Genomic DNA, 5600 nt, shown 5'->3' on the forward strand with positions numbered 1-5600 from the left:
CGACGAAGCCGGCGGCGTGGCTGCTGAGCGGTAAAGTCAGGGCCATGCTGCCAGCACCAAGGAGGGCCAGCGAGAGGGCGTTGCGTGTTGTCATTGTTGTTGTGCTCCCATTTTTGAACAAGCCGTTCCCCTGCTGGCCACAGTGGGCCGGCATCGCAATAAGGAACGTGTGAGTTGCCCTGTGCAGGGCTATAGGCTTGCCGGCGGGCGCAGGCAAGCCTCTGCTTCGGGCTTAGCCGTCGGCGAATTCAGAGGGGCAAGGCGGGTGCGGCAGGCGTGCGGCACAGGGGCTCGGCAAGCGGCGGCTGGCGGCATTGGCGGCGACAAGCATCATGCTGGAGTCCTATTGTTGTTTTTATAGGTTGTCATCTGTTGTCATACAACGTGGCCGGATTATCGACAGGCTCTCATGGCTTTGTCAACGCACCCTTAGACGAAAGTTCAAGCGCAGCATCGGCGCAGATTGGCTGGAGTAGGCTGTTTTGCCACAAAAAGCTGTCAATAAAGGCGTTTTAGCGATTTTTTTGCGGTGTATGCAGTGATCGCCGGCACGCGTTTAAGTCGCGTAGCTAGCCTGCCGGGTCGCGCTAGAGTTGATATCGTTGTGTGATGACGTATGACTTTTTGCTGTAAACCTACTGCTACTCATCTACCAGCGCCCTTGCAGACCTGCATGCCGCATTGCCTTATCGAGGGTTCGCGCACTCTTGGCCAACTGATCGAGCCGGCCGAGTTGCTGTGTCTGCTTCACGATACGGCGGTTGCCAGCGGGCTGTTCAAGCCGGGTGAGGTGAAGGTGCGGTTGAGCCTGTACCCGCATTACTGCGTGGGCGGCGTACAAGACGGATTTCATCCAGCTGATTTTCTACAGCCTGGCTGGCCGCTGCGATGCGCAGAAAAAGCGACTGTCGAGCCGAGTGGTGCGCGCACTGGTTGAGCGCTTGCCCAGCGTGGGGGCGATTTCTCTGGATGTACGCGACATGCAGCGAACACGCGCAGTTGCCTGGAGCAGGTTGGCTGATGGTGGCTGCAGATGCCTTGGTGTAGGGTGCCTGGCACGGATTGAACGGAGAGAAACCCCATGCAGCTGAGTGCGCCGATTCCACTGTTGCGGATATTCGATGAGGCCAAGGCGAGGGCGTTCTATATCGATTTTCTCGGCTTTAGCGAGGATTGGTCGCACCGCTTTGAGGCGGATTTGCCGCTGTATGTGCAGGTTTCCCGGGGCGCGTGCGTTCTGCACTTGTCGGAGCACCATGGCGATTGCTGCCCAGGCGCGGCGCTGCGGATCGCCACCGAGGGGCTGGATGCGTTTCAGGCGGCGCTGGCGGCAAAGAATTACGGCTATGCCCGCCCAGGTATCGAGGCGATGCCGTGGGGACGCGATATGCGCGTGACCGATCCTTTTGGTAATCGACTGATCTTCACCCAGCTGACCCTGAGCGAGTAAGGCGCCGGGCTCACGGGGTTGGTTGGTGCTGAGGACGAAACCCAACGGCACGCCCCGCGAAGCCGCGAGCGGCTTCCTGTTGGGCGGCGGCTCAGCCTACGCGGCCCGACCTACGCGGCCCGAACCAGCCGACAAGAAGAAGCATGGGCACCTCGCCATTGATCCGCTAAAGATGCGGCCAAACCACTGGCCCATGGGGCCTGCGACGTGCGGCGCTCCTGAGTGGGGCGCCGCAGGCACGCATGCCCGGCAAGAGGCTGGGCGCTATCAGCCGCGGTAGTAACGCTGCGCTACGAACGGGGTCTTGGCGACCTTCATCGCGACGCGTTTGCCGCGCACCATGGCCCACACTGGGGTGTCGACCGCCATATGGCTGCTCTGCACATAACCCATGGCCACTGGCGCGCCGAGGGTTGGGCCGAAGCCGCCGCTGCATACCGAGCCGATCACGCTGCCGTCGGCGTCGACGATTTCCGCGCCTTCACGCACCGGCACGCGCTCCTGCGGTAGCAGGCCGACGCGTTTGCTGGCGACGCCCGCTTGCTGCTGGGCGAAGACGCGTGCGGCGCCGGGGAAGCCGCCGGCCCGCGCGCCATCGGCGCGGCGTGGCTTGGAGATGGCCCACAGCAGGCTGGCTTCAATCGGTGTGGTGGCGCTGCTCATGTCGTGACCGTACAGGCACAGGCCGGCTTCCAGGCGCAGCGAGTCACGCGCGCCAAGGCCGATGGCGGCCACTTCCGGTTCGGCGAGCAGGCTGCGCGCCAGGGTTTCGGTGTGGGCGGCCGGCACCGAGATTTCGAAGCCGTCTTCGCCGGTGTAGCCGGAGCGGCTGACGTAGCAGTCGACACCCAGCAGGCGCACCGGGGCGAACTGCATAAAGGTCATCTTGGCGACTTCTGGGGCCAGGCGCGCCAGCACGTCGACCGCTTGCGGGCCTTGCAGGGCGAGCAGGGCACGGGCTTCGAACAGGCTTTCGATCTCGCACTGTGCGCCAATGTGCTTGCGCAGATGCGCCAGGTCCTGGTCCTTGCAGGCGGCGTTGACCACCAGGAACAGGGTGTCGTTGCCCAGGTTGGCGACCATCAGGTCGTCGAGGATGCCGCCGTTGTCATCGGTGAACATGGCGTAGCGCTGCATGCCCACGGGCAGGTCGATGATGTCCACCGGCACCAGGCTTTCCAGGGCTTTGGCCGCGTCTGCGCCGCGCAGGACGATCTGGCCCATGTGCGAGACGTCGAACAGGCCGGCGGCTTCGCGGGTGTGCAGGTGTTCCTTCATCACCCCGAGCGGGTACTGCACCGGCATCTCAAAGCCGGCGAACGGCACCATGCGCGCGCCGAGTTCGATATGCAGGGCGTGTAGCGGGGTTTTCGCCAGGGTTTCGCTGGTCATGCGGTTCTCCATTGATGTCGTGGGTGGGGCGGATATCCACCCCTCTCCCTAGCCCTCTCCCCGGAGGGGCGAGGGGATGGTTGCGGTGTTATGGCGTAGGCCGGCGGCAATCCGCGAGCCCGCAATCGGTGATCAACATTCGATGATATTGACCGCCAAACCGCCGCGGGCGGTTTCCTTGTATTTGCTCTTCATGTCGGCGCCGGTCTGGCGCATGGTGCGGATCACTTTATCCAGCGAGACGAAGTGTTGGCCGTCGCCGCGCAGGGCCATGCGTGCGGCGTTGATCGCCTTGACCGAACCCATGGCGTTGCGTTCGATGCAGGGCACCTGAACCAGCCCGCCGATCGGGTCGCAGGTCAGGCCGAGGTTGTGTTCCATGCCGATCTCGGCGGCGTTTTCCACCTGGTTGACGCTGCCGCCGAGCACTTCGCACAAGGCGCCGGCAGCCATCGAACAGGCCACGCCGACCTCGCCCTGGCAGCCGACTTCGGCGCCGGAGATCGAGGCGTTTTCTTTATAGAGGATGCCGATGGCGGCGGCGGTGAGCAGAAAGCGCACCACGCCGTCGTCGTTGGCGCCGGGGATAAAGCGCATGTAGTAGTGCAACACCGCCGGCACGATGCCCGCCGCGCCGTTGGTTGGCGCGGTCACCACGCGGCCGCCGCTGGCGTTCTCCTCGTTGACCGCCAGGGCGTAGAGGTTGACCCAGTCGAGCACGCTCAGCGCATCGCGCAGCGCGGCCTCCGGGTGCTGGCACAGTTGCCGATGCAATGCGGCGGCGCGGCGTTTGACTTTCAGCCCGCCGGGCATGATGCCTTCGTTGCGGCAGCCCGCTTCGACGCAGTCCTGCATCACCTGCCAGATATGCAGCAGGCTGGCGCGGGTTTCCGCTTCCGGGCGCCAGGCCGCTTCGTTGGCCAGCATCACCTGGCTGATCGACAGGTTGTGCGCGGCGCAGTGCACCAGCAGTTGCTTGGCGGTGGTGAAGGGGTAGGCCAGCACGGTTTTGTCTTCGACGATACGGTCGGCGCCGGCGGCTTGGTCATCGACCACGAAACCGCCGCCCACCGAGTAATACTCGCGCGCGCGGATTTGCAGGCCGGCCGCGTCGAAGGCGCGGAAAATCATGCCGTTGGGGTGGAACGGCAACGGCTTGCGGATCATCGCCAGGTGTTCTTTTTCGATAAAGCGAATCGGTTTTTCACCGAGCAGTTTCAGTTCGCCGGTGGCGCGCAGGGTTGCCAGGCGTTCGGCAATGCTGGCGATGTCGACGCTGTCCGGCTGGTCGCCTTGCAGGCCGAGCAACACCGCTTTATCGCTGCCGTGGCCCTTGCCGGTGGCGCCCAGCGAGCCGTACAGCTCGACTTTCACCGACTCGGTGGCCGCGAGCAGCTCGTCGCGGCGCAGGCCTTCGGCAAACCGTGCGGCGGCGCGCATCGGCCCGACCGTGTGCGAGCTGGAGGGGCCGATGCCGATTTTGAAAAGGTCGAAAACGCTGAGTGACATGGTTAGCTCCAGGGTGGCACCGTTTTTCCCTCTCCCCAGCCCTCTCCCGGAAGGAGAGGGGGGAAGGGCGGCGCAGACCTTATTAGTCAGCGTAGACCGGGAAGGTCGCGCACAGGTCGCTGACCTGACCACGGACGCGCTCGATCAGCGCCGGGTTGTCCAGCTCATCGAGGATGTCGCAGATCCAGCCGGCCAGGGTGCGGCATTCGCCTGCCTTGAAGCCACGGGTGGTCACCGCCGGGGTGCCGATGCGGATGCCCGAGGTGACGAACGGCGACTGCGGGTCGTTCGGCACGGCGTTCTTGTTCACCGTGATATGTGCGGCGCCGAGGACGGCGTCGGCGGCCTTGCCGGTCAGGCCCTGCTTGACCAGGCTGATCAGCATCAGGTGGTTGTCGGTGCCGCCGGAGACCACGTCATAGCCGCGCTCGACGAACACCGACGCCATGGCCTGGGCGTTGTCGATCACCTGCTGCTGGTAGGCCTTGAAGCCGGGCTCCAGGGCTTCCTTGAAACACACGGCCTTGGCCGCGATCACGTGCATCAGCGGGCCGCCCTGGGCGCCGGGGAACACCGCGGAATTGAGCTTCTTCTCGATCTCCGGGTTGGCCTTGGCCAGGATCAGGCCGCCGCGTGGGCCGCGCAGGGTCTTGTGGGTGGTGGTGGTGACTACATCGGCATAGGGCAGCGGGTTGGGATACAGACCGGCCGCGACCAGCCCGGCGACGTGGGCCATGTCGACGAACAGCAGGGCGCCGACCTTATCGGCGATGGCGCGAAAGCGCGGGAAATCCAGGGTGCGCGAATAGGCGGAGAAACCGGCGACGATCATCTTCGGCTGGTGTTCCACGGCCAGGCGCTCGACTTCGGCGTAATCGATCAGGCCGTTGTCGTCGATGCCGTACTGCACCGCGTTGTACAGCTTGCCCGAGGACGACACTTTGGCGCCGTGGGTCAGGTGACCGCCATGGGCCAGGCTCATGCCGAGAATGCAGTCGCCGGCCTGTAACAAGGCCAGGTACACCGCGCTGTTGGCCGAGGAACCGGAGTGCGGCTGGACGTTGGCGTAGTCCGCGCCGAACAGCTGCTTGGCCCTCTCTATTGCAAGCTGCTCGACCACGTCGACATGCTCGCAACCGCCGTAGTAACGCTTGCCCGGATAGCCTTCGGCGTACTTGTTGGTCAGGCCGGTGCCCTGGGCCTGCATCACCGCCGGGCTGGTGTAGTTTTCCGAGGCGATCAGCTCGAT

Annotated in this window: 4 protein-coding genes; 1 reads left to right on the forward strand and 3 read right to left on the reverse strand. The window is 64.5% G+C overall.

Features of this window, described 5'->3' with window-relative positions; genetic code table 11:
- Positions 1–1081: 1081 nt before the first annotated feature.
- Positions 1082–1450 (forward strand): glyoxalase superfamily protein, encoded by a 369-nt coding sequence (locus B3M58_RS16005; RefSeq protein ID WP_296220603.1) that lies wholly within the window; start codon positions 1082–1084, stop codon positions 1448–1450.
- A gap of 267 nt (positions 1451–1717) precedes the next feature.
- Here the strand turns inward: B3M58_RS16005 and gcvT are convergent, their stop codons facing one another.
- The 3 genes from gcvT to glyA form a co-directional block, all read right to left on the reverse strand.
- Positions 1718–2842 (reverse strand): glycine cleavage system aminomethyltransferase GcvT, encoded by a 1125-nt coding sequence (gene gcvT, locus B3M58_RS16010; RefSeq protein ID WP_296220604.1) that lies wholly within the window; start codon positions 2840–2842, stop codon positions 1718–1720.
- Between the two features lie 132 nt (positions 2843–2974).
- On the reverse strand, positions 2975–4351 hold the full coding sequence (locus tag B3M58_RS16015) for an L-serine ammonia-lyase (RefSeq protein WP_296220606.1): 1377 nt from the start codon (positions 4349–4351) through the stop codon (positions 2975–2977).
- Between the two features lie 82 nt (positions 4352–4433).
- The coding region (gene glyA, locus B3M58_RS16020; protein ID WP_296220608.1) for a serine hydroxymethyltransferase at positions 4434–5600 on the reverse strand (1167 nt) is incomplete at its 5' end.

Origin of the sequence: Pseudomonas sp. UBA2684 (assembly GCA_002354655.1) — a bacterium.
Lineage (GTDB): Bacteria > Pseudomonadota > Gammaproteobacteria > Pseudomonadales > Pseudomonadaceae > Aquipseudomonas.